Annotated in this window: 13 protein-coding genes and 7 pseudogenes; 12 read left to right on the forward strand and 8 right to left on the reverse strand. The window is 59.6% G+C overall.

The genetic code is table 11. The annotated features are described in order from the left end of the window. Positions 1 to 136 precede the first annotated feature (136 nt). On the forward strand, positions 137 to 1,609 hold the full coding sequence (gene istA, locus AC0WRY_RS38080; protein WP_128955127.1) for an IS21 family transposase: 1,473 nt from the start codon (positions 137 to 139) through the stop codon (positions 1,607 to 1,609). Further along, positions 1,606 to 2,418 (forward strand): IS21-like element helper ATPase IstB, encoded by an 813-nt coding sequence (gene istB, locus AC0WRY_RS38085; RefSeq protein WP_206736872.1) that lies wholly within the window; start codon positions 1,606 to 1,608, stop codon positions 2,416 to 2,418. The genes istA (AC0WRY_RS38080) and istB (AC0WRY_RS38085) overlap by 4 nt, the downstream gene beginning before the upstream one ends. 706 nt (positions 2,419 to 3,124) lie before the next feature. Here istB (AC0WRY_RS38085) and AC0WRY_RS38090 read toward each other — a convergent pair. Together AC0WRY_RS38090 and AC0WRY_RS38095 are read right to left on the reverse strand one after the other, a co-directional pair. Continuing rightward, positions 3,125 to 3,331 (reverse strand): cold-shock protein, encoded by a 207-nt coding sequence (locus AC0WRY_RS38090; protein WP_128929882.1) that lies wholly within the window; start codon positions 3,329 to 3,331, stop codon positions 3,125 to 3,127. Positions 3,332 to 4,350: 1,019 nt separating this feature from the next. After that, positions 4,351 to 4,805 (reverse strand): annotated as a pseudogene (locus AC0WRY_RS38095) (IS110 family transposase); the annotation flags it as partial. Between the two features lie 203 nt (positions 4,806 to 5,008). On the opposite strand from AC0WRY_RS38095, the pseudogene AC0WRY_RS38100 reads away from it, so the two are divergent. Further along, positions 5,009 to 5,270, forward strand: a pseudogene (locus AC0WRY_RS38100) (transposase); the annotation flags it as partial. Between the two features lie 579 nt (positions 5,271 to 5,849). Here the strand turns inward: AC0WRY_RS38100 and rpoN are convergent. Beyond that, a complete protein-coding gene (gene rpoN, locus AC0WRY_RS38105) occupies positions 5,850 to 7,454 on the reverse strand; it encodes an RNA polymerase factor sigma-54 (protein WP_128929881.1) in 1,605 nt (534 codons plus the stop codon). A 1,262-nt stretch (positions 7,455 to 8,716) separates the two neighbouring features. Between rpoN and AC0WRY_RS38110 the strand changes: the two genes are divergently transcribed. After that, the gene (locus AC0WRY_RS38110; RefSeq protein ID WP_237867293.1) at positions 8,717 to 9,802 is read left to right on the forward strand and encodes an amino acid kinase family protein; all 1,086 of its coding nucleotides are present in this window, start codon (positions 8,717 to 8,719) and stop codon (positions 9,800 to 9,802) included. A gap of 580 nt (positions 9,803 to 10,382) precedes the next feature. Here AC0WRY_RS38110 and ectB read toward each other — a convergent pair. Both ectB and AC0WRY_RS38120 read right to left on the reverse strand, forming a co-directional pair. After that, complete coding sequence (gene ectB / locus AC0WRY_RS38115; RefSeq protein ID WP_128929879.1) at positions 10,383 to 11,663, reverse strand: diaminobutyrate--2-oxoglutarate transaminase; 1,281 nt, start codon at positions 11,661 to 11,663, stop codon at positions 10,383 to 10,385. Positions 11,664 to 12,108: 445 nt separating this feature from the next. Next, positions 12,109 to 12,834, reverse strand: coding sequence for an outer membrane protein (locus AC0WRY_RS38120; RefSeq protein WP_128955124.1), 726 nt, complete (start codon positions 12,832 to 12,834; stop codon positions 12,109 to 12,111). A gap of 866 nt (positions 12,835 to 13,700) precedes the next feature. On the opposite strand from AC0WRY_RS38120, the gene tnpB reads away from it, so the two are divergent. The 6 genes and pseudogenes from tnpB to AC0WRY_RS38150 form a co-directional block, all read left to right on the forward strand. Further along, positions 13,701 to 13,967, forward strand: a complete 267-nt coding sequence (tnpB, locus tag AC0WRY_RS38125; protein ID WP_367401008.1) for an IS66 family insertion sequence element accessory protein TnpB — start codon at positions 13,701 to 13,703, stop codon at positions 13,965 to 13,967. Positions 13,968 to 14,036: 69 nt separating this feature from the next. Continuing rightward, positions 14,037 to 14,662: pseudogene (locus AC0WRY_RS38130) on the forward strand (transposase domain-containing protein); the annotation flags it as partial. A gap of 283 nt (positions 14,663 to 14,945) precedes the next feature. Further along, positions 14,946 to 15,971, forward strand: a complete 1,026-nt coding sequence (locus AC0WRY_RS38135; protein WP_164934317.1) for an IS110 family RNA-guided transposase — start codon at positions 14,946 to 14,948, stop codon at positions 15,969 to 15,971. Between the two features lie 281 nt (positions 15,972 to 16,252). Further along, positions 16,253 to 17,725, forward strand: coding sequence for an IS21 family transposase (gene istA / locus AC0WRY_RS38140; protein ID WP_128955187.1), 1,473 nt, complete (start codon positions 16,253 to 16,255; stop codon positions 17,723 to 17,725). Next, positions 17,722 to 18,520, forward strand: a pseudogene (istB, locus tag AC0WRY_RS38145) (IS21-like element helper ATPase IstB); the annotation flags it as partial. The gene istA (AC0WRY_RS38140) and the pseudogene istB (AC0WRY_RS38145), both read left to right, overlap by 4 nt. A gap of 140 nt (positions 18,521 to 18,660) precedes the next feature. Then, positions 18,661 to 18,763 (forward strand): annotated as a pseudogene (locus AC0WRY_RS38150) (IS66 family transposase); the annotation flags it as partial. Positions 18,764 to 18,895: 132 nt separating this feature from the next. Here AC0WRY_RS38150 and AC0WRY_RS38155 read toward each other — a convergent pair. Continuing rightward, positions 18,896 to 19,006: pseudogene (locus AC0WRY_RS38155) on the reverse strand (IS110 family RNA-guided transposase); the annotation flags it as partial. Between the two features lie 84 nt (positions 19,007 to 19,090). On the opposite strand from AC0WRY_RS38155, the gene AC0WRY_RS38160 reads away from it, so the two are divergent. After that, positions 19,091 to 19,768 carry a hypothetical protein gene (locus AC0WRY_RS38160; RefSeq protein ID WP_128955123.1) on the forward strand — a complete coding sequence of 226 codons (678 nt, stop codon included), beginning with the start codon at positions 19,091 to 19,093 and terminating at the stop codon, positions 19,766 to 19,768. 128 nt (positions 19,769 to 19,896) lie between these two features. Beyond that, on the forward strand, positions 19,897 to 20,925 hold the full coding sequence (locus tag AC0WRY_RS38165) for an IS110 family RNA-guided transposase (protein ID WP_128929876.1): 1,029 nt from the start codon (positions 19,897 to 19,899) through the stop codon (positions 20,923 to 20,925). A 338-nt stretch (positions 20,926 to 21,263) separates the two neighbouring features. Here AC0WRY_RS38165 and AC0WRY_RS38170 read toward each other — a convergent pair. Continuing rightward, positions 21,264 to 21,944 (reverse strand): annotated as a pseudogene (locus AC0WRY_RS38170) (transposase); the annotation flags it as partial. A gap of 265 nt (positions 21,945 to 22,209) precedes the next feature. Further along, positions 22,210 to 22,431 carry a hypothetical protein gene (locus tag AC0WRY_RS38175; protein ID WP_128929875.1) on the reverse strand — a complete coding sequence of 74 codons (222 nt, stop codon included), beginning with the start codon at positions 22,429 to 22,431 and terminating at the stop codon, positions 22,210 to 22,212. Positions 22,432 to 22,588: the final 157 nt, after the last annotated feature.

Genomic DNA, 22,588 nt, shown 5'->3' on the forward strand with positions numbered 1-22,588 from the left:
GGTCCGCGGATCACCATACCGGCCAGCGGCTTCTGAAAATGCCGTAAAGGAAGGCCTGACAGAAGACCGCACTCGATCACACGCCAAAGGGTCAGAAACTTCTTGCATTGCGGGCGGCAACCACAGAAGGCTCTACATGAAGTACCGTCAGACCGATAGCCCGCCAGTGGCGGCGGCCAAGGCGTCATTCAGTGCGTCGACCGCCTATCGGATCGAGAGAGATCCCCGATTTCCATCGCAAAGGAAGGCGCCCCGCGGCCGGCAACGACCGGACCCGTTGAGCGAGGTGTTCGAGACCGAGATCGTCCCGATCCTGAAGGCGGCACCTGGCTTACGCCCGGTGGCGGTGTTCGAGGAGATGCTACGGCGTCATCCGGATCTCGGCATCGGTATCCGTCGTACCCTGGAACGTCGGATCCGTGCATGGCGGGCGGTCCACGGCGAGGAGCAGGAGGTGATCTTCCGCCAAACCCACGAGCCTGGCCAACTCGGCCTCTCCGACTTCACAGACATGGACGAGTTGGGTGTTACGATCGCGGGTGCTCCGTTGGATCATCGTCTCTATCACTTCCGTTTGGCCTATTGCGGGTTCGAGCACGCCCACGTCGTGCTTGGCGGCGAGAGCTTCGTCGCCCTGGCGGAAGGCCTGCAGAATGCCCTCTGGTCGCTCGGTGGGGCGCCGCGGGAGCATCGGACCGACAGTCTGTCGGCCGCATTCTGCAATCTCAATCGTGATGCACGGGACGATCTGACGCAGCGATACGAGGCCCTTTGTGCCCATTACGGCATGCGGCCTTCCCGCAACAATCGAGGCGTTGCTCACGAGAATGGTTCGATCGAAGGGCCCCACGGTCATCTCAAGCGAGCAATCGCGGATGCCTTGCTGCTGCGCGGAACTATCGACTTCGACGATCTTGCCACCTATCGCGGCTTCATCGACGAGATCGTCAGCCGCCGCAATGCCCGCAACGCCAAGCGGATCGATAGCGAGCGCGTGGTGTTGCAGGAGCTGCCCGATCGGCGCACCTCCGACTACGAAGAGGTGATCGTCCGCGTGACCTCGTCCGGCGGCTTCACCCTGCGCAAGGTGTTCTACACGGTGCCATCGCGCCTGATCGGTCACCGACTGCGGGTGCGCCTTTACGACGATCGTCTCGACGTGTTCGTCGGGGGCACCCATCTCGTCACCTTGCCGCGTGGGCGGCCGCATCCCAATGGCAAGTACGACCAGGTCGTCGATTATCGGCACGTGATCCATTCCCTGCGGCGCAAGCCGATGGCACTTCTCAATCTGGTCTACCGAGATCAGCTGTTCCCGCGGGATGCCTATCGGAAGACCTTCGATCGCTTGCGCGAACGCTTGCCGGACAAAAAAGCCAGCCGGATCATGGTCGATCTCCTCGCGCTCGCTCATGAACGCGGCTGCGAGGCCGAACTCGCCGATCAGCTCACCGCCGATCTCGAGGCCGGCCAACTGCCCGACCTCAACCGGCTACGTGCTTACTTCGCCCCCGATCCCGCCAACCTGCCGAACGTCGTGGTGCAGCTCGTGCCGCTTGCGACCTACGAATGCCTCATCGGTGCCGCCGAGACCGGAGGTGCCGCATGAGCGTAACGAACACGGTTGATGCCGCGCGCCTCAATCTGCTGCTCAATGAGCTCCGTCTGCCTGCCATCAAGGTGCTGTGGGCGCAATTTGCCGAACAGTCCGACAAGGAAGGCTGGCCGGCCGGCCGCTTCCTCGCGACCATCGCCGAGCACGAGATTGCCGAACGCGGCCGCCGTCGGACCGAACGACACCTTGTCGAAGCACGTTTGCCCACCGGAAAGACCTTCGACAGCTTCGACTTCGAAGCCGTGCCGATGATCTCAAAGGCGCAGGTGATGGCGCTCGCCGCCGGTGACAGCTGGCTGGGCAAGGGCGCCAATTTGCTGTTGTTCGGCCCGCCCGGCGGCGGAAAGAGCCACTTGGCGGCAGCGATCGGCCTGGCCCTCATCGAGAACGGATGGCGCGTCCTCTTCACCCGGACCACCGATCTCGTGCAGAAGCTCCAGCTAGCGCGACGCGAGCTTAACCTCGAGGCGGCCATCAATCGTCTCGATCGCTTCGATCTCCTGATTCTTGATGATCTCGCTTACGTCACCAAGGATCAGGCCGAGACCAGCGTGCTGTTCGAGCTCATCAGTGCACGCTACGAGCGCCGCTCGATGCTGATCACCGCCAATCAGCCATTCGGCGAATGGAACAGGGTCTTCCCGGACCCCGCCATGACCCTGGCCGCTATCGATCGCCTCGTTCATCACGCCACCATCGTCGAGATGAACGTCGAGAGCTATCGCAGACGGACCGCCCTCGAACGAAAACGCGGTCCCGGACGGCCGCCATCGCACGCGACACCCAAAACCGTCGCTGATTGACGCTGCGCGACAATCAGAGTTCAACAAAACTCTTGCGCGCGACAATCATCGCGGCAATCATCATCAGGCCGCGACACGCCTCGCCATCCTGATTGCCGCGCACTTCCTACCCAGATTGCCGCGCTACAGCCTAGATCAAGCCCCCATAGTTACACGCTCACAAGACGTGGCTTCGTTCGATCCAGCGTCAAATAGGTCCCGTGCTGGACTTGCGGCGAGATCTGCGAGCGAGCGTCGACAATGCCGGCTCATACGAGGAGTCCCCACCGCGCCCTGCCTCCCGCCCTGGCACCGATACGCTCGACCAGCGCTCTTCACACGCGGCCGGGCCGAGTTCTTACTTGAAGAGCGTCGCCCACAGGCAGCCGACCATCTCGCGTGCAATGGCGGTGGTGACGATCACCCCGGCTTTGCTGGCCGCCGACAAGGGGTGATAGAGGATGCACAGCTTGACCTGGGCTCTTTGCCCGCTTGTTGATTGGTCGGCGCGATTAGGATGATCCCTAAGTTGCGAACTTCCTCGCCGCGCACTCCTTGGGCCATCGCAACCGAAATCGTTGCCTTGTGTACATCCAGCCCTACGAAAATGCTATGGTTCATCAGGCCCGCTCCCCATGCTTGGGGTTCGGCGCCGGACCATCCGGCGCAACCCTCGATAGGAGCTTGCCGCGGGGCCGCCCGTCACCTCACAGGGCGGACAAAGGGTCTAGGGGATGCTGAGGTCCTCTGCAAAGGTTCGGCCTGCCGCACTGGTCCTGAGCTCGTAGCAAATTCGTATGCCTTCGGCTAAGTCGCTTCTTCCGGCTTTTGCGACCGCGCTGGCGTGTACGAATACGTCCGGACCTCCGTCATCCGGTCTGATGAAGCCATATCCCTTTCTTGCGTTGAACCATTTCACGATACCTGTTGCCATGTGTCGAACTCCGGCGTCTTCAAAAGCTAACAAAAAGTACGCACTCAGCCAGCGAAGCTCATGCCGCACGCAAGGGCGCTGTAGAACAATGTAAGATTGCGAAAGAAGGTAAAAAGCCGTCGGTATGCCATACAATTGCGTATCTCACTTGATGCGCTCGCTTGTGCTCCATGAAAAGTGCGATCGCGGCGCGACAAGATTGCGGACTTTGGTGCACTGTCAGCTTGCCGTTGCTCAACGCAAGGCGTCATTATCGCATGTCCGAGCGACGCAGGTTGGAAGAAGAGTGAAAGGTGGTGGTGACCGTCATTCGCCGTCAGGCGCACCGCTCGGCGCAAAGCGGTCGAGCAAGTGCGCCGGTCGGTTTGGATGAGATCTACGGCGGTGAAAGCGGACACGGCGCTAGTGGGGGCAGCTGTGGCCGCTCGCATGGAATCCAAGCGAGAGCTCATGTCGCTACTTCGGATATAAGATGCACCGCCGCTTGCGATTGCAGCGCCTCGGCGCCAAAGTGTTGGCAGAAGTATCCTGACAAAAGTCATCGAGCACCTGTTCTCGCGAGAGACCAATGCATCTATTCTCATTGGCCGTTAAGCAAGTAGCGTGCCGCGCCTTATGACAACGGGACCAACTGCCGACTAGGTTGCTCTGCCGTTTTGGTTCTGGTGATGTAGGAGTGTGGGAGAGACTATGCTCCTGCTCGCAGCATTGCCTCGGCCGCAGAACATTTGGGCCGTTGCCCAGAAGCTTGAGAGTGACGCTCAATCTCCTGAGATAGGTCCTGGCGCTATGAGGGAGAGGCTCTTGCCGCATGTAGGCGGTCCATGACGGTATGCGCGGCAGCAGTTGCAGCGCCCATGCTGCCATCGTTGGACATCTAACATGGGCAGCTGGCGCAAAACTAACAATAATCGTACTGCCTGGTGTTAGATCAAGCGCACCGTTGCTGAAACCCGGCGGACGCGCGCTTGGCCCGACAAGTGGCGCGGACGATCTCGGGGACCGCGAGCAGGCCTGGAGCACTTCGGGATCAGGTGCGCGTGCAGGATCGATTGCACCTCGTTCTTGAGCCGCGCGATGCCGCACGACCTGGTAGCGCCGCGCCGCTAGCCGACGCTTGCGTTCCGTCTCTGCGTCAGGCGTCCGGATCTGCGGCAGGTGCCGCGGGCGCCTGCAGACACGCGAGTGTGCCGGCATCGATCTTGTCGGTCTCGACTTGAGCCTGGGCGATCGCCTTCACCTGATGCGAATTGGCGACAATCACGCGTGCCACGAACGACGCCAGAACCGGCGACACCGCCACTCTGTTCGCGGTCGCTTCGACCACCACCGCATCACTGGCCAGCAGGGTCTTGCCAAAACCGTCCAACGCAGTCCGCGTCTATATCAATACGGCCCGCATGTCGGAGGCTGCCATCCTCCCAAACCACCACCTCTCCGAGGTTCGGACGTCGATGTCAATCACCCGTCGCACTTGCACCTCCTGCCAAATCAGACCACATGACGGGAGCTACGGGCGACACGACAACTACGGATGCGCGCTCTCAGCGCAACCGGGCTGGTCGCAGAGGCGGCCAGCTACTAACCCGAGCTCGTGGCTGATCGTATGCATCGGCCTGCCCGCACCTTGGTGCTCCCGGTGCCTCTCTCCCGATGGTTGCACCATACGCCACTATCTTGAATATCGCAGCGGGACATCGGCACCGAGAAACTCAAATACCGGTTACCAATCCGATCGAGCGCCTCAACGGCAAGATCAAGCGGCGATCCGAGGTCGTCGGCATCTTCCCTAACGGAGACGCAATCGCCGACCTAATCGATGCGACCCTGTCGAGCAGAACGACGAATGTGCGGTCCAGGCGCCCGCTACATGACGCCGGAAAGCATCGCGCCATTAAGCGATGAATTCATCGTCGGTCTGCCCGACGTGGCAGGCTGATGCCTTCCGACCCGCCTGCCGGAAAATCGCAGGTAACCTACCGTCAGCTACACCATGCCCCGGCAGGGTGCTGGCAGCGGAGCTTGCGTCAATTGGATCGAACGTCTCTTCGTTTCTCAGCATTTGAGGCGCGGTATCTACCCGTCGAGGAGCGGCCTAGGCATCAACACGGCGATCTTGTGAGACGAAGTGTTCAAGCGTCCCACAGGATGCTCGCCGATGGCATCTTATGGTTCATCAGTGCAGGGTTGACCAAGCAATTTAGCGGCAGAGCTCCAATCGATGCTTCGGATGCCCTGCTTAAACCAGTCAACCCATTTCTTGCTTATGAAAATCGCGTAGCAGCCTGAGAGAGGATCACGCTCACGCGGGGCCATCGGGGCTGCGAAAGGATGCAGCCGTTGCCCCTGAGCCTAGCAGAACGGCCGTCGGGGCGACTTAACGCCCCAATTGGCCGTCTTCAATCTAAGGGCTTTAGGCGGTTGGGGGCAATCCCCGGCGCCTAGCAAGCTTGATGGTCCTGCCTGACAGCTCAACTATGCGTTTCTCCGCCGCTGTGAACGAAATCCTTCAATAGGATCAAGCCGCCTCCGTACGGTCTGGGGAATTGAGCGGAGTCGTTGAGGAAACATAGCCGAGAGCAGCTTGCTTCTGGCGCCGTCGCTCCACGGACGGAGGGATGCCCATTTTGCCACGGTATTTTGCGACCGTCCGGCGCGCTATATCGATCCCAGAGGAACGCAATAGCTCGACGATTGCGTCATCTGAGAGCACTGATGCTTGGGCCTCGGAGTCGATGAGCCTCTTAATGCGGTGGCGAACAGCCTCTGCCGAGTGAGCCGTCTCGCCGACGGCTGAAGCAATGGATGGTTTGAAGAAGTATTTGAGCTCGAACCGTCCACGATTGGAGGCCATGTACTTGTTGTTCGTTACGCGTGAAACGGTGGACTCATGCACCCCCGCGGCGTCGGCCACTGCTTTCAGATTGAGGGGTCGTAGATGCTCTACGCCGTAGGAGAAAAAGTCATGTTGCTGACGCACAATTTCGCTCGCAACTTTCAAGATTGTGTTCGCACGTCTCTCAAGTGAACTTACCAGCCAGCGTGCATCAGACCACTTATTGGCCAGGTAGGCCTTGTCATTACGGTTGCGCATTTTGCCCTTGAAATCGCGATAATAAACCTGATTCAGCGAAATGCTGGGAAACGCTTCACTGTTCAGCTCGACTACCCAATTGTGGTGATGACCCCGGCGAACAAAGACATCTGGGATCAAAAGTTCCAGGCGCACCGAACCAAACTTATGTCCCGGCTTCGAGTCGAGTGACCGAAGTTCCGCAATCATATCGGCGATGTCCTCATCGCTCTCTCCGCAAACGCTGCGCAGGGCAGGAACCCCCTCAGGTACAAGAGCGAGGTTCTCAACCAGTGCCTGCATCGCTGGGTCATAGCGGTTGCGCTCGCGCAGCTGGATCGCGAAACATTCTTTCAAAGAACGAGCGAAGACGCCAGGAGGGTCAAACGTCTGCAATGTTGCCAGAACGAGATCAACATCTGTTTGCGAGGCCCCCAGCCGTTTGGCGGCATTTCCTAGGTCTTGCGGCAAGTATCCGGCGTCATCGACGAGGTCGATTAGATAGCGTCCGATGAGTCGCTTTGTGGGCGACGTCAGCGCGAGTCCGAGCTGCTCGGTCAAATGATCGCGGAGGGTGATCTCTTTCGGTACGCACGCCTCTAGATTATAGTCTTCCTGACAAGATCGGCTGCGGGACGCCTCTGTGCCGACGTCCAGCCGATCTTGGTCCGAATTCTGAGGAATGTCCTCATCAAATGGCTCGGAATGAAGATCGTCAAGCTCCGGGCTGGGCGCCGCGTCGAGCTCGGGGCGAGTGCCAGGGTCTACGCTCAAGCCGTCTTGTTGGCTATTGTCGAACGCGTCGCTGTCAAGATCACTAGCGTCGTCCGGACCGCTGGCTTCGCTGAAGAGGTCGGTCGTTGTTCCGGCATCCTCTTGCGTCAGCATGTCTATGTCGCGCTCCAGCAATGGATTGCACTCGAGCTCCTCCTCCACGAAATCAGCCAGATCGAGATTAGACAATTTCAGCAGCTTTATCGCCTTCGCCAGGCGCGGCGATAGTACGGCTGATTGCGATTGCCGAACATTCTGCTGATATCCCAGGCTCATTGTAAGGTCTCTCCCCGGCTGATGTACGGCGTCTGTATGCGAGTTACCAATTGATGTTCGGCACGCAGACGGTTGTGGATATGGAAGCGCAAGGCGATCTCCCGCCCTACAGGCGCAGAGTCCCCTCTCGCTCTATCTTCATAGAATGTTTGATGGCCGCCTGTGGGGAGGCCAAGGATGCGGCCTGCTGTTGATAGTCTGGTTCTGGTGAACCGAGACGAGGGCGCCACGACAATGAACTGTCCAGTTGGCAAATAGAATCTGCGTTCTGATTGCCAGAGGCCATAGTTTTTGCCGGGTTTCGCATCGAAGTTGTCGCGGCGACCTACGCCGCAGGCGTGTGTCATCGTCCGGCCTTTCCACACAATACGTTCTTGGCCTGACACGATTGGCGCGCCTCGATTGTTAACAGGCGCAGGACCGGACTGCTTACCGGCGGTGGTCGCTCCAGCTGAAAAAAAGCGAGGGCTTTGTGTCCCGGCGGGGCCCGGGCTGAGGTAGAGCGCATATAATCGCTTGGTGCTGTCCCCGCCGAGGGTGGCATAGGGTCCGGAGCGCTTTTTGCAACGCTCCGCTTGCCGCTGCGGTCGCAGCACCATCTTGGGAACGCGTTCCCAGAGGCGAGCTCTTCCGTGCAAGGCCGTATTTGGCCAAATTCTGGCTCGGCGCAGTGGGTCGCCCGTTCGAGTGAACCGGGCGAAACACGTCGCTCCATCGCAGGTCTGGGGCGGCAAGTGCCGGAGACCGGGCAGCAACAACGCGGCGTGCCGGACATCATTCAACGGACTGAGCAAGAGGCCTCCCGAGATCTGTTCAGTGGAAGCATCAGCAAGAGGTGTGCCAAGCCAGTACGCCGGATGCCGCTCATGTCCCTTGTTGATGATCTCAGGTAGTGATGCAGTACGACGGAGCTCGCTGCGGTGTGTGAACTAGCGGCCCGATCGACCTTTGTGGCAACCGCAACAATCAAGATGGGCGACATCGAACAACGCGGGATGGAGGTCTCAGGCAACTAGCGCGCCATTGTTTAGGTGCATCGTCCTGTGCTGCCGCAACACGCCCAAGCCGCCAGCGAGATGCCGGGCGGCGCTAATCGTGAGCTATCTCGTGGTACAGCTATTGCTGCGACGATGACAAGCCTAGCGCGAGGAGCAGCTCTCAAGAAGCAGCCGGATGTCGAGCGCGCGAAGCGGCTCGTCGTCTGATCTAATGCGGCGCCGGGTGAGTTAAAGCAAGTGATCTCGCACGTTGGGCCACGGCGCATGTCAATCAAAGTAATGAAGTGTGGGGGATCGAGCTTTCGTGATGCGGAGGCGTACCGCGCTGTCTCCAGACATATAGTAGATAGGCTTGCAAATGACGCGCGGCAAGTCGTGGTCGTCGTTAGCGCGATGCACGGCCAGACGGACGTACTGAAGTCTCTAGCGCTCTCTGTGAATGAAATCTGCAGCACCGTTGCCTTGGACACCGTCCTGACAGCGGGAGAAATGATTTCCGCTGGACTTCTTGAGGCAGCATTGCAAAGACACTCGGTGCCGACATCATCGCTCTTTGGCTATTCGATTGGAATCAAGACATCCTTGGTTCTAGGTAGGACGGTCATCGAGGAGGTCGACAACAAACCGCTGCTAAAGGCGCTCGATTATGGCCGCGTGGTAATCCTTGCCGGAGCGCAGGGTCTGGATGAAGGTGGACGGGTCTCAATGCTCGGCCGCAATAGCTCGGATTTGACTGCGGTAATAGCCGCCGATATGGTGGGAAGTGGCGTTTGCGAAGTCTACTCGGATGTCTGTGGCATCTACTCCGCCGATCCGAGGATTGTGAGGCAAGCAAGGCTGCTCCCGACAGTCTCCTATGCCAACGCAAGTCGGATAGCACGCTGCGGGGCGAAAGTGCTTCACCATGGCGCAATCGACTATGCTGCCGGCCGGAGAATAGCCATCTCCTGCAAATCGTTACTGCCGAATGAGATGGCCGGTACTTTGGTGACTGACGCAGGAGGCGGGGTTTGCGTGGTCATCAACCCGTCAGCAACACGGGTTGCATTTCAAAGCGTCTTCGAAAAACGTAATGCTGAAGACGTTTTACGAAGGCTTGGTATCATGTGGATCGATCTCGAGCAGGATGAAAGCCCCGAGGGGTATTTGACGCATGACGCGGAGGCCGCGCTTACCGCTCTGCATCGGGAAGGCATCCACCCCGTGAGGAGTGCGCAGAAGATTGTTGTTTTAGCGCTCACCGGGTCCAAGCCAAAGACATACGAATTGCGAGATCTTGAGGCCGCTTCTTACTGTGCTCAGAGGGTCCATGCAGAGCTCCGCACTAGTGGGGTGGAAGCACCTCACTAGCCATCACCTCCTGATTGGCGATATACCGCGCTGCAGGTCGGGAGAGCCGGCTACTCACCGCGGAAATGAGTCGTCAGCGGCAACTTCACCTCCCTTGTAGAAGTCTTGAGATGGCTTGTCACGATGACCATCGCCGAGCGGACCGATCCTTCGATAAGTGCATTCCGCTACTGGGCAGTTGAGTTACGCAACGCCAGAACGCACGATCTGCCAGGTGCCTGCCAGGCAAGTGATGCGCAACCAATTACCGCGCGCCCAACATGCAAACGGCCTTCGTTAGCCTACTGGTTCTGTAGCCGGGCTCACCGTGAGTGCGGGCGGTTAGCGTATCCGTATCCGAGTCCAGGTTGACCTGGGCCGCAGTGTGATGCGGGTAGGCGACCTGCCCGACGACTAGGCCCGTCCCCAGGGAGCTAGTCGACTGAAGCTGGAACATGTTCAGGGAGAAACAAGAGTTAGACGGTCGTGGTACTCGAAGTGTAGCACCAGCGAGATGCGGAACAGGTGCTAGCCTGCCGCGGTGATCAAGCGTCTGGCGTGAGGCCTCGCCGAGGCAGCGAGGCCCGATGCAGATGTCATGTCAGAGCGGGGCTGCTTCCGCTAAGCTATCTTCAAAGATGTCCAAACCCTTAGTCAGCGTCTCCGGGTCGATCGTTAGCGGAGGAAAGAATTTGATGACCTCGTCCGCCGGGCCGCATCGTTCAATGATGAGGCCCCTATCGTACGCCTTGCGTGCTGCAGTCTCAGCGAGGTGAGTATTTCGGCAATCAAAGCCGAGCGCCATTCCGCGGCCGCGGACAGTGAAGTGGTCTCCATGCGCGCGCGCAATAGCATTAAGCCGGTGACGCATCAGCGTTCCCAGTCGATAAATGCTTTGCGAAAAGATCTCAGTGCGCCAGTAGATATTCAAAGCTGCAGTTGCAGAGACAAGCGCTAGGTTATTTCCTCGAAAGGTGCCCGTGTGCTCTCCCGGTTCCCATATATCAATTGCCTCTTTGATCAACAACATGGATAACGGCAGACCATATCCACTTAAGGACTTCGACAATATTACGACATCTGGTGACAACTCGGCGAACTCAAAGCTGAAGAAATCGCCAGTACGGCCGCAACCCATCTGAATATCGTCGACGATAAATATGGCTCCAATCTCTGCCGCTAGGGCTTGTACGGATCGTAGCCATTCCTTTTGAGCGACGTTGATGCCGCCCTCCCCCTGTACTGTTTCAAGGAGAATGGCGGCTGGCGCATCGATGCCGCTGCTAGAGTCCAGCAATATGTTCCGCAGGTGCTCCGCCGTATCAATCTCATCTCCAAGATAACCATCATAGGGCATTATCGTGACGCCGGACAGGGGGACTCCACTGGCTTCGCGAAGAAAGCGACTGCTGGTCGCAGCCGCGGCGCCGAGACTGAGGCCATGATAACCACGTGTGAATGAAATGATGTTGTGGCGCCCGGTTACTTTACGCGCCAGCTTCAATGCCGCCTCAACGCCATTGGCACCTGTAGGTCCAGTAAATTGAAATCGATAATCCAAGCCCCGCTCACGAAGAATAACTGAGTTGAAAGTCTCCATAAAGTCGACCTTGGCCGGAGTGGCCATATCGAGGCCGTGAACGACAGCATCAGATCCCAGATATTCTGTAATAGCTGCCTTTAGCTGATGATTGTTGTGGCCGTAATTGAGCGCTCCAGCCCCGGAAAAGAAGTCGATGAACCGTTCGCCCGTCTCGCTTAGCAGAAAGGGCCCGCGCGCATGACTAAAGCACGCTGGGAAGAGACGCGAGTACAGGCGAACGTTGGATTCCAACGTTTCTAACGTTCGAAGAGTACGTGAGGGGTCGGCAGAGTTATTCATGATCGCACCTTCACTTTGTCCATGAATATGGCTGGTGCACGTGACATACTCCACCATGCGGAATATTAAACCTCTCAGCGTTGGTAGTCCCTCGTCGAGCGAGGGAGAATCGTCGAGCCGGTGCGACGCTGTTGCGGTTTGGTCAGGAGGCCATTCACTAAGCGCGGCTTGAATACGGCTGGCATGCGCACTGTTGCCGATGCCGGACGGCTCGCCGTGGCAATATCAAGCTTCCAACATCGAGCTTGAGGCGGCGATATAGGGACTCGTCGGAGGCCAGACCGTGATCGCCGGGCGAAGCGAGCCTAATTATACGCAGCCCTCATGGATCAAGAGAGCTGATAACACCTATTGAAAGGCCGACGGCGATACAGGACGATGACCCTGGACAAAGAGCCCCGGCAGGCGCCGGGGCCCTCGATCATTGATTGAGAAACTGAGATCCTTATTTGCTCGCGAGTGGCCAGCCAAACTTGTAGTTGAGGCGGGCGGTGACGAGATCAAAGTCCTGACGAATGCGGTCGTTTCCTAGTCCTGTTGCGAAGCTAACGTCACTAGCCGGCATGAACACGTGGTCGTACTCGATGCCAGCTGACCAGTTCGGTGTTAGGCTAATCTCAAGACCGGCACCGGCCGTACCTCCCCAACGTGTGGTATCCGCGTCGCCCAGAAAGCCAGCCGAATTAGTGATCCGATAAGTGCTCCCTACCACAGCCGCGCCCGCTTTGGCGTAGAGCAGTACGTTGCCGGCCGAATAGCCAATCTGGCCGGTCAGCAAGCCGAAACCGTCGATGTTTGTGTGATTGGTGGTGCCCGGGTTGGCAATGCTAACGTTTGAGCCGCTGAGATCGGCCCAGTTGCCCAGCCCTTCGAGTCCGAGCACGGTATTGCCGAATTGCCAACGATATCCAATCTGGCCCCCTACTGTGCCGCCGGTTGCGTCGTGAGAGCCCTCGGGGATAGAGCCGAGAAAATCCCAGGAGTTATGGCTCGAGCCCCAGCCGCCATTGACGCCGGCATAGAAGCCGCTCCAGTCGTAGAGCGCGATGACAGCCGGGCTGGGCGTCGGCGTATTCGGAAATGCGGGACGCGCGGCGAGATCTGCGGCAGACGCGGACGTCGCAGCGGCCATCGCAAGAATGCTCGCGCAAACGAGTGACTGCTTTTTCATTTCGGTTGTTACTCTCTTTAATGGCCCCCAGTGTGGCCGTTGTATCAGCGCTTACGCGAATTGCTGTACCTGAAGTGCAACAGAGCTCGACGATAGCAGAGCCGAACCTGACGTAGTGTCAGGTTGTGAAGAGATAGTGCGAGCATGGCGCGCAGGCGTCGGAATTCGAGGCGAACGAAGGCGCCTGCGGCGCTCGATGTTGCGTGTTGGCTCGTGTAGCAAATGATAGCTGACAGTGCGTGCCGGCTGCGGCCCGGATGTATACGCCGTTATAGGCTTTTGTTGAATGCGGAACGAGAGCGCGTAAGCGCTTAGCGAGAGCGGATAGCTGTGCGAAGAAGCGTCCGGCTTGGATCGAGGTTTAGATGGGATTAGACGGCAAAAAGGATGTCCATTTGGACGTCTCATCGGCGAGGTCGGTGAGCCGGCTGGAGGTTCTTGGAGGACCTTCGGGGCGCCGCGTGCGTTCGGAGGCTGAGAGCCGCCTCGCACGGCGGCAACACGCCTCGCTCCCGAAACTGCCGTCGCCAATCGTAGATCTGCTAGCGCGTCGCTCCGTGCTTGCGCGCCCCTCGGCCACCGCGACACGGGATAACAGACTCTCGGCGACTTATCCGAGTCGCATCCGACATTCGCGCCGCTGATCGTGGGAGATGCGTCGGAGGAGTGTCAAGTTCCGCGATCAAGCTTGAGACGCCGCAATCGACGATGTCGTGTTGCAGACGGATACGGCGACAGATGGCGAGCAGCTGTCCGGGGTGATCCGCAAGGTGCGAGCGTCACGATGATCGCGGCCGCTGCTGATAAGAGTTACATTGCAACCGGCCGATCGACTTCCACTGTCGCCACGATGGGCTTACGGCGAAGTGCAGGAGATACTTCGTCTTGATCCATTCAGCGGAGGCGCCTTCGCGTTCCGATCGAAACGAGCGGACCGGATCAAGACTTTTGTCTGGGATCGAACGGGCCTGGTGTTGGTGCACAAGCGTCTTGAAGGTTGCAAGTTCGTTTGGCCAACGATCGCAGACGGCGTGATGCGGATATCACCGGCGATGTTCGCGGCACTGTTCGAGGGGCTGGATTGGAGGTTGGTCCGCCCGGAAGAAGCACGGCGCCCCCAGGCGGCGGGATAACTGCGGCAGAATGACTCGGCAGCTATTTTGAGCGTGGCACGCGCGGCGGCGATGTGCTCGAAATAGCGCATGAGCATCGCGGCGCTGCGCGACGAAAATGAACAACTGAAAGCCCTTTTGGCGCAAACGCGGGCGGCCTTGAGCGAGCATCAGGGGGCGCTGGCGGCGTCGGAGGAAGCGCAGCGTCGGCTGGAGGTCATCCTCGGCGAATTGCGGCGCGACAGGTTCGGCGCGAAATCCGAGAAGCTGCGGCCAGATCAGTATCATTTACCGTTGGAAGACGTGGAGATCGCGCAAGGCATCCTGGACGCGGCGCAGGAGAGAGCCGAGGCTGTGATCAAGGGCCGATCGCGGAGCGTACCGGATCAAGGTTCTCATCGCAATCGCGGCTGCTTGCCTGCCCATTTGCCGCGCGTGGAACGGATCATCGAGCCTGCGAGCACGCTCTGCCCGTGCGGTTGCGGACCATGACGAAGATCGGCGAGGACGTCAGCAAGCGCCTTGACGTGATCCCGGCGCAATGGCGCGTGCTGGTCACACGCCGCCCGAAATACATCTGCCGCCGCTACTCCGGCACTGTCGTGCAGGCGCATGCGCCGGAGCACGTCGTACTCAGCGGGCCGCCGACCGAAGCGGCCATTGCGCACGTGATCGTCTTGTCGCGCGGCGATCAGGATGGAAGGCAGCGTCAATCAAGGTGAGAGAGTTTCGCTGGGCTCGTGACGTAGGGAGGGCGTAGCCCGACCGGAGTTACGAGCCCAGCGTCGGCGCGATCCCTAGGAGGACCGCGCCGACTGGTGATCGCGGCCGGTCGGGATTATGCAAGTGGTTCTTCCGCCAAGAGGAATCACTCGCGTGCCCGGCCGACACATCACAGATCACCAGATGAGATGGGATGGTTGCCGCCCTCCCCAGACGGCATCGTAATGTGCCAAGAACGCAGTGTTTGAACCCCGAAGCGAAGAGGACGGCAAATTGATGGATACGGTGATCGGAGTGGATCTAGCCAAGAATGTGTTTCAGCTCCACGGGGCGTCAATGGCGGGACACTTGAAATTTCGAAAGAAACTGTCGCGGCTTCAGTTTCGGAAGTTCATGGCGGGCCACCCATCGGCAGTGGTGGTGATGGAAGCCTGTGGCAGCGCCCACTATTGGGCACGGGAGATGGTCAAGCTCGGCCATGAAGTGAAACTGATCGCTCCGCAATATGTGAAGCCTTTTGTGAAACGCCAAAAGAACGACGCGGCTGATGCCGAAGCAATCGTGATCGCGGCACAGCGCCCCGAGATGCGCTTCGTCGAGCCGAAATCGGAAGAACAGCAGGCCAGGGCAGTGCTCTTTCGGGCTCGGAAGCGCCTTGTTCATCAGCGCACCGATCTGGTGAATGCGCTGCGTTCTGTTCTCTACGAATTCGGCCATATCATCCCGCAAGGAATCGAACAACTTAAACGCATTGACGCAATCCTCGAAGATCCGAACAGCGATCTACCAGAACTGGTCCGCGAGGAATGTCGGAGTCTCATTGATCAGATCGCCTACAAGACGGAGCGGATCGATGCCAAGGCAGAGCAGCTCAAGAAGTTGGCGACGCGGACGGTCACGGCGCAGCGGCTGCAGACAATGCCGGGGGTCGGCCCGCTGACCGCACTCGCGATCGAGGCTTTCGCGCCCGACATGGCGGCCTTTCGACGTGGCCGAGACTTCGCGGCTTGGCTCGGCTTGGTCCCACGGCAACATTCCTCAGGGGGAAAGGAAAGGCTCGGACGCGTTTCGAAGGAAGGACAGGCGGACATTCGCCAGTTGCTCATCGTTGGGGCGATGTCGCGGCTGAACTGGCTCGGGCGCAAGTCGATCCCTAGCGGATCCTGGCTGGCGCAGATGCTGGCGAGGAAGCCGCGCATGCTTGTGGCGATCGCCTTGGCGAACAAGATGGCTCGGACGATTTGGGCCATGCTCACCCGGAAGGAGGATTATCGGAACCCAGCGCAGGCAGTGACGGCATGACTGCATGCAGCACGAAATAGCCTGACGTTGGCGAAGGGGGTGTGAGAAGGCGACGACCCGAATGGGCGCAACGATCGAACAGATCTGGATCAGGAAACCAGCTAGAGCCAAAGAGCCGACGTGCTCGGAGATGAGAATTGGACCTGGTCCGCGGATCACCATACCGGCCAGCGGCTTCTGAAAATGCCGTAAAGGAAGGCCTGACAGAAGACCGCACTCGATCACACGCCAAAGGGTCAGAAACTTCTTGCATTGCGGGCGGCAACCACAGAAGGCTCTACATGAAGTACCGTCAGACCGATAGCCCGCCAGTGGCGGCGGCCAAGGCGTCATTCAGTACGTCGACCGCCTATCGGATCGAGAGAGACCCCCGACTTCCATCGCAAAGGAAGGCGCCCCGCGGCCGGCGACGACCGGACCCGTTGAGCGAGGTGTTCGAGACCGAGATCGTCCCGATCCTGAAGGCGGCCCCTGGCTTACGCCCGGTGGCGGTGTTCAAGGAGATGCTCCGACGTCATCCGGATCTCGGCAGCGGTATCCGTCGTACCCTGGAACGCCGTATCCGTGCCTGGCGGGCGATCCACGGCGAGGAGCAGCAGGTGATCTTCCGCCAAACCCACGAGCCTGGCCAACTAGGGCTCTCCGACTTCACAGACATGGGCGAGTTGGGTGTGACGATCGCGGGGGTCCCGCTCGATCATCGTCTCTGTCACTTCCGTTTGGCCTATTGCGGGTTCGAGCACGCCCACGTCGTGCTTGGCGGTGAGAGCTTCGTTGCCTTGGCCGAAGGCCTGCAGAATGCCCTCTGGTCGCTCGGTGGGGCGCCGCGGGAGCATCGGACCGACAGTCTGTCGGCCGCATTCTGCAATCTCGATCGTGATGCACGGGACGATCTGACGCAGCGATACGAGGCCCTTTGTGCCCACTACGGCATGAGGCCTTCCCGCAACAATCGAGGCGTCGCCCACGAGAATGGCTCGATCGAAGGGCCCCACGGTCATCTCAAGCGAGCAATCGCGGACGCCTTGCTGCTGCGCGGAACTGTCGACTTCGACGATCTTGCCACCTATCGCGGCTTCATCGACGAGATCGTCAGCCGCCGCAATGCCCGCAACGCCAAGCGGATCGATAGCGAGCGCATGGTGTTGCAGGAGCTGCCCGATCGCCGCACCTCCGACTACGAAGAGGTGATCGTCCGCGTGACATCGTCCGGCGGCTTCACCCTGCGCAAGGTGTTCTACACGGTGCCATCGCGCCTGATCGGTCACCGGCTGCGGGTGCGCCTTTACGATGATCGTCTCGACGTGTTCGTCGGCGGCACCCATCTCGTCACCCTGCCGCGTGGGCGGCCGCATCCCAATGGCAAGTACGACCAGGTCGTCGATTATCGGCACGTGATCCATTCCCTGCGGCGCAAGCCGATGGCGCTTCTCAATCTGGTCTACCGAGATCGGCTGTTCCCGCGCGATGCCTATCGGAAGACCTTCGATCGGTTGCGCGAACGCTTGCCGGACAAAAAAGCCTGCCGGATCATGGTCGATCTCCTCGCGCTCGCTCATGAACGCGGCTGCGAGACCGAACTCGCCGGTCAGCTCACCGCCGACCTCGAGGCCGGCCGACTGCCCGACCTCAACCGGCTAGGTGCTCACTTCGCCCCCGATCCCGCCAACCTGCCGAACGTCGTGGTGCAGCTCGTGCCGCTTGCGACCTACAAATGCCTCATCGGTACCGCCGAGACCGGAGGTGCCGCATGAGCGTAACGAACACGGTTGATGCCGCGCGCCTCAATCTGTTGCTCAATGAGCTCCGTCTGCCTGCCATCAAGGTGCTGTGGGCGCAATTTGCCGAACAGTCCGACAAGGAAGGCTGGCCGGCCGGCCGCTTCCTCGCGACCATCGCCGAGCACGAGATCGCCGAACGCGGACGCCGTCGGATCGAACGACACCTTGTCGAAGCACGTTTGCCCGCCGGAAAGACCTTCGATAGCTTCGACTTCGAAGCCGTGCCGATGATCTCGAAGGCGCAAGTGATGGCGCTCGCCGCCGGTGACAGCTGGCTGGGCAAGGGCGCCAATTTGCTGTTGTTCGGCCCGCCCGGCGGCGGAAAGAGCCACTTGGCGGCAGCGATTGGCCTGGCCCTCATCGAGAACGGATGGCGCGTCCTCTTCACCCGCACCACCGATCTCGTGCAGAAGCTCCAGCTGGCGCGACGCGAGCTCACCCTCGAGGCGGCCATCAATCGTCTCGATCGCTTCGATCTCCTGATCCTTGATGATCTCGCTTACGTCACCAAGGATCAGGCCGAGACCAGCGTGCTGTTCGAGCTCATCAGTGCACGCTACGAGCGCCGCTCGATGCTGATCACCGCCAATCAGCCATTCGGCGAATGGAACAGGGTCTTCCCGGATCCCGCCATGACCCTCGCCTATCGATCGCCTCGTTCACCACGCAACCATCGTCGAGATGAACGTCGAGAGCTATCGCAGACGGACCGCCCTCGAACGAAAACGCGGTCCAGGACGGCCGCCATCGCACGCGACACCTAAAACCGTCGCTGATTGACGCTGCGCGACAATCAGAGTTCAACAAAACTCTTGCGCGCGACAATCATCGCGGCAATCATCATCAGGCCGCGACACTGCCTCGCCATCCTGATCGCCGCGCACCTCCTACCCAGATTGCCGCGCTACATCGTCTCCAAGTTTGGCGACCATACGCCGTTCTACCGCCAGTCCGAGATCTATGCGCGCCAGGGCCTGCGGCTTGATCGGGCGACACTGGGCAACTGCGTCGTCAGGGGGATCTTTTCGAGAGCCCTCCAACATACAGCAGCATTCCGATCGAAGCCCACCAGCAGATGCTGGAGCCGTCGCCACGACCACCGTCCCAGCGGACATCGCCAGTCCGGCAGGCCGGACCAGGAACTTAAAAAATAGGGTTAGGCCTCCTTCGCCTGGCCCAGTCGAACGATGTGCCGTCGACCCAGATACAGTGCAGGATTACGGCGATCTTCCGGGCAACGGCTACCTTTGCCTTCTATCCTGATTGCCGTCGTCGATCGCTTACACAAAACTTCGGACATTCCCCAAGCTGAAGGACAAGCGACGCGAGGGCGCCAAAGTGATCAAGCGCTATCATGTTCCAGCCACGCCCTATGAACGCGCACTGGCGCATCCGAGGTTGAGCAAGGTCGTCAAACGGCGTCTTCGAGAGCTTTATCGCACGCTCGATCCTGTGGCCCTGCTGGCCGAGATGAGAGACGCCCAGGCGGAGCTCGGCACGCGCGTCGACGCCCGAGCGGGCAAGCTCGTGGCAGCAGCCAGCCCACCGGTACCGACAACGAACGCAGCAGCGTTCGCGAAGAGGCTCGGCAATGATGTGCATTTGGGGGAGCAGCGCATCATCCATCGGCGTCTGCACAAGCCATACAAAAAGCGCATGAGAATGCCATCAATGCTCGATCCGCACCTCGCCGACATCGAGCGCTGGCTGGCGGCCGAGCCCCGTCTAACCGCGCTGGCAATTCTCGGTCGCCTCGCTGAACAACGCCCCGAACAATTCGGTCCGCCGCAGCACACCATCGTGCAGCGATTGTTGCGATCGCTCAGACGCAAAGCAGCCGAGACGATCATCCCGCGCACGGCTGAGGGTGCGGCACTGGCCGGTGATCCCGGGACTGGGGCCGCCGCTGCGTGTGATGGGCATTCCGCGACGTCCCCCAGTCCCTCCGATCCTGCGAGCAATGACGCAACCTCGGACCGGCTGACAGTGGGGTCTACATCCGTCAAGCGAAAGTAACATCCTCAGGTGAGGCAATACGGGGGGTCAATATTGCAAACGATGACGTAATTGCGGTCAGCGCTCGTGGGCACGAAAAGCTCCATTAGAATCGAGCTCTCGCAATCAACCGATTCGGAGAACCTGTCATGAAGCAATATGTCGGACTCGATGTATCGCAAAAAGAAACTTCGATGTGCGTGGTCAATGAAGAGGGCGAGGTCTTGTTCGAGGGGAAGGCCAAGTCCGACCCGGGGGCGCTCACGGCACTGCTTCGCAAGCGGGCGCCACAGGCGGAGCGCATCGGCTTTGAGACCGGCGCGATGGCGAGTTGGCTGTGGCATGAACTTCGCAGGGTCGATCTTCCGGTGGTTTGCATCGACGCTCGGCATGCCCACGCGGCCTTGTCGGTACGCATGAACAAGAGCGATCAGAATGATGCTCGAGGTCTGGCCGAACTGGTGCGAGTTGGCTGGTATCGAGAAGTCAAAGTCAAGAGCGAGGAAAGTCAGAAGATTCGCGCGATACTCGTCGCGAGATCCCGGCTCGTGGCCATTCGTCGAGATATCGAAAACCAGGTCCGCAGCCTGATCAAAGAATCCGGGCTGCTGTTTCCACGCGCGATAGGCCTGCAGTTCCGCAATCTGGTCCGTGACCTGTTGGCTGACGGTCATCAGCTCCTCGGTGTGATCGCGCCGCTTCTGTCGATCCATGAGCAGATCTGCAAGCAGCAAAGCAAGTTCGACGATGAAGTCCGACAGCTTGCGAGGTCGGATGAGACGACGCGTCGCTTAATGACGGTTCCTGGTGTTGGTGTGGTGACTGCCTTGACGTTCCGGCATACGATCGATGACCCATCGCGATTCCGATCAGCATCGAGCGTCGGCGCCTATCTGGGTCTTACACCGCGGCGCAGTCAGTCTGGCGAAACGGATATCAATGGCAAGATATCCCGATGGGGCGACCGTCTTCTCCGAACTTACCTGTTCGAAGCGGCGACAGTTCTGCTTTATCGGACGAAGAAATGGTCTTCTCTCAAGGCTTGGGGAATGAAGCTTGCCAAGCGGATTGGCATGAGAAAGGCAAAGGTTGCTATCGCGCGGAAGATCGCCCTAGTTCTTCACTGTATCTGGGTAGACGGCACATCGTTCGACTGGGGCCAGGCGAAGGAAGCCTGATCCGATTTGTGAAGTTCCTGGTCCGGTCCGCCGGACTGGCGATGTCCAGCTGGGACGGTGTTGTGGCGACCTCGTTCATTCGGCTGGTGGCGGCTTGACCGTACTCCGCTGCAGACGTTGAGGCACCCGACCCGGACATCATCATGAGGCGCTGCGCGACCTCGGAAAGGACCATGACCCCAGCGACGACGTCAACCGGTCCGAGCGATCCCAAGCCTGGCCGGCAAACCATGTATCACCCGCGCCCGTGCCGTCTCCGCAACCCTGACCAGCTGCGACGGCACGAGCGCTACCACCTTGCCGTTGGAGAGTTCAAAAATGTGAGCTTGACAATGACACATTACCCGGCCGAAATAGGTACGCATCGTCTCAGCGCCCGCCTGGCACGCTTGAACCGCTTGGCATGGGCGTAGCGCTAATGTTTTATCTGGGCGAACTTGCCCACCCTCGCATAGGACTGGAGTAAACGCACCCGGGTGAGCTGCGCCAGCCGCACCAGCTTCTCGCGCGCTCGGTTCAGAAGCTTGGCATCAGTCCGAAACATCACATTCTTGGGCTGCACCGTCGTGTCGACCATCACCCGGGAGAACTCCGACGGTTCGATCGCCTTGGTCCTGACGGCAACCGACAGGCTCTCTTAGCAGGGCCTGAAGCCGCTCCTCGCCCATACGGTTGCGCTAGCGCCTCAACGACGAGTGATCGAACACCAGTAGCCGGTGCTGGAAGAACTCCTCGCCGCAGAAGAACTGGTAATAGGGGTTCTCCACCCAGCGCTCGCACAGGACCTCGTCGGACAGGTCATAGGTGTGCTTAAGGATCCCGAGCCCTGCGATCAAGCGCGTCGGCAGCGGCGACTGGCTAGGACCGTCCGTGTAGACCATTCCGAACGCCTGCTCCAGGAAGCCCCAATCCACCGTGCGCGCCAGCGTCGCCAGCGAATGCTTTCTATCGATGATCTGATCGAGCAGGGAGCGAAACAGATCCTGCTCGCCGGTCTCGCGCCGCTCCCGTGGCCGCATCAAAACCTCCGCTCATGCACTCCGACGAGCAGAGGATCACGATTGAATTCGACGGAATACCTCATTCGATCTTGCAAGGAAATCGGCCTCGCCATCGCGATTGCCGGCAAAATCAATCGCCGGCATTCCTCGAACTAGCCCGTAACTTCAGGCTGTTCGCGTTACTTCACGGGGGACTAGCTTACGAGTGGCGAGCCGTTGGGTTTACGGTATGGCACAGTCGGGCAGCGTGACCTGGATTTTAGCCACGTGCTAGCCGCCTACTCTACTCGGCTGACCGTACGGAAAGAGTAATTCTGCGCGGGAGTCCAAGCGCGATGGGAAAAACGGCGTCTGTCAGGCGTCTAAGCGCGCGGCATTCTTCAGACAAGCGTCCTTCCAAATAGCTGCGATCGTGCTCTGGCAGCTCGCGTTCCAGGAGCTGGCTGTAGCGGTGAATGCGGTTACGATGACTACGCATGGCAGCCAATTCATCATTGATGGGCATCGGCTCTCTTGGCGAATCCGGCAATATCTGCTGGGATCTCCTGCGAAATCCTTGCCAAAGGCTGGCCTGAAGCAGCGTGGACCCACAGTTGTCTTGCATGTGCCGACTTGCTAAGGGCAAACCGATCTCGTAGCTCGCCCAAACAGACCTCGGAACT

This window comes from Bradyrhizobium sp. T-12, from assembly GCF_058314695.1.

What these genes read in the sequence shown, in the direction of transcription:
- istA (WP_128955127.1), top strand. Translation starts at nt 137, where the DNA reads ATGAAGTACCGTCAGACCGATAGCCCGCCAGTGGCGGCGGCCAAGGCG.
- istB (WP_206736872.1), top strand. Translation starts at nt 1,606, where the DNA reads ATGAGCGTAACGAACACGGTTGATGCCGCGCGCCTCAATCTGCTGCTC.
- AC0WRY_RS38090 (WP_128929882.1), bottom strand. Translation starts at nt 3,331, where the DNA reads ATGGCAACAGGTATCGTGAAATGGTTCAACGCAAGAAAGGGATATGGC.
- rpoN (WP_128929881.1), bottom strand. Translation starts at nt 7,454, where the DNA reads ATGAGCCTGGGATATCAGCAGAATGTTCGGCAATCGCAATCAGCCGTA.
- AC0WRY_RS38110 (WP_237867293.1), top strand. Translation starts at nt 8,717, where the DNA reads ATGTCAATCAAAGTAATGAAGTGTGGGGGATCGAGCTTTCGTGATGCG.
- ectB (WP_128929879.1), bottom strand. Translation starts at nt 11,663, where the DNA reads ATGAATAACTCTGCCGACCCCTCACGTACTCTTCGAACGTTAGAAACG.
- AC0WRY_RS38120 (WP_128955124.1), bottom strand. Translation starts at nt 12,834, where the DNA reads ATGAAAAAGCAGTCACTCGTTTGCGCGAGCATTCTTGCGATGGCCGCT.
- AC0WRY_RS38135 (WP_164934317.1), top strand. Translation starts at nt 14,946, where the DNA reads ATGGATACGGTGATCGGAGTGGATCTAGCCAAGAATGTGTTTCAGCTC.
- istA (WP_128955187.1), top strand. Translation starts at nt 16,253, where the DNA reads ATGAAGTACCGTCAGACCGATAGCCCGCCAGTGGCGGCGGCCAAGGCG.
- AC0WRY_RS38165 (WP_128929876.1), top strand. Translation starts at nt 19,897, where the DNA reads ATGAAGCAATATGTCGGACTCGATGTATCGCAAAAAGAAACTTCGATG.
- AC0WRY_RS38175 (WP_128929875.1), bottom strand. Translation starts at nt 22,431, where the DNA reads ATGCCCATCAATGATGAATTGGCTGCCATGCGTAGTCATCGTAACCGC.